This window comes from Tepidiphilus succinatimandens, from assembly GCF_006503695.1.
GTDB classification, from domain to species: Bacteria; Pseudomonadota; Gammaproteobacteria; order Burkholderiales; family Rhodocyclaceae; genus Tepidiphilus; species Tepidiphilus succinatimandens.
The window spans coordinates 1-740 of sequence record NZ_SBIK01000039.1; the positions used below are offsets into that span (position 1 = coordinate 1).

Sequence of the window (740 nt, forward strand, 5' to 3'; positions counted from 1 at the left end):
CTGGCACCGCTATAGGATCAAGCGAAGTAAGTGCATGCGGTGGATGCCTTGGCGATCACAGGCGAAGAAGGACGTGCGAGCCTGCGAAAAGCCCGGGGGAGCTGGCAACGAAGCATTGATCCCGGGATGTCCGAATGGGGAAACCCACCCCTTCACAGAGCGCTTTCGGCGGGCGCAGCCCGTCAAAACCCCTCTACTGCGGCAAGCGGGGCGAGGGCGAGAAAACGCTGTGTGAAGGGGTATCCCTGGCTGAATCCATAGGCCAGAGGAGGCGAACCCGGCGAACTGAACCATCTCAGTAGCCGGAGGAAAAGAAATCAACCGAGATTCCCCAAGTAGTGGCGAGCGAACGGGGAGTAGCCTGCACGACCAACCCAACGGCTCAGCAGAACGGCTCTGGAAAGACCGGCCACAGCGGGTGATAGCCCCGTATGCGAAAAGCCGTCGGGGGGTCTAAGCGTGCGACAAGTAGGGCGGGGCACGAGAAACCCTGTCCGAAGATGGGGGGACCATCCTCCAAGGCTAAATACTCGTGATCGACCGATAGTGAACCAGTACCGTGAGGGAAAGGCGAAAAGAACCCCGGCGAGGGGAGTGAAATAGAACCTGAAACCGCATGCATACAAACAGTGGGAGCTCCTTTAAGGAGTGACTGCGTACCTTTTGTATAATGGGTCAGCGACTTACGTTGCGTGGCGAGCTTAACCGAATAGGGGAGGCGAAGCGAAAGCGAGTCCGAA

The 740-nt window shown here is 58.2% G+C and carries 1 rRNA gene; it reads left to right on the forward strand.

From position 1 onward, the window contains the following. Positions 1-15 precede the first annotated feature (15 nt). Positions 16-740: ribosomal RNA gene (locus tag EPD82_RS11840) — 23S ribosomal RNA — on the forward strand; the annotation flags it as partial.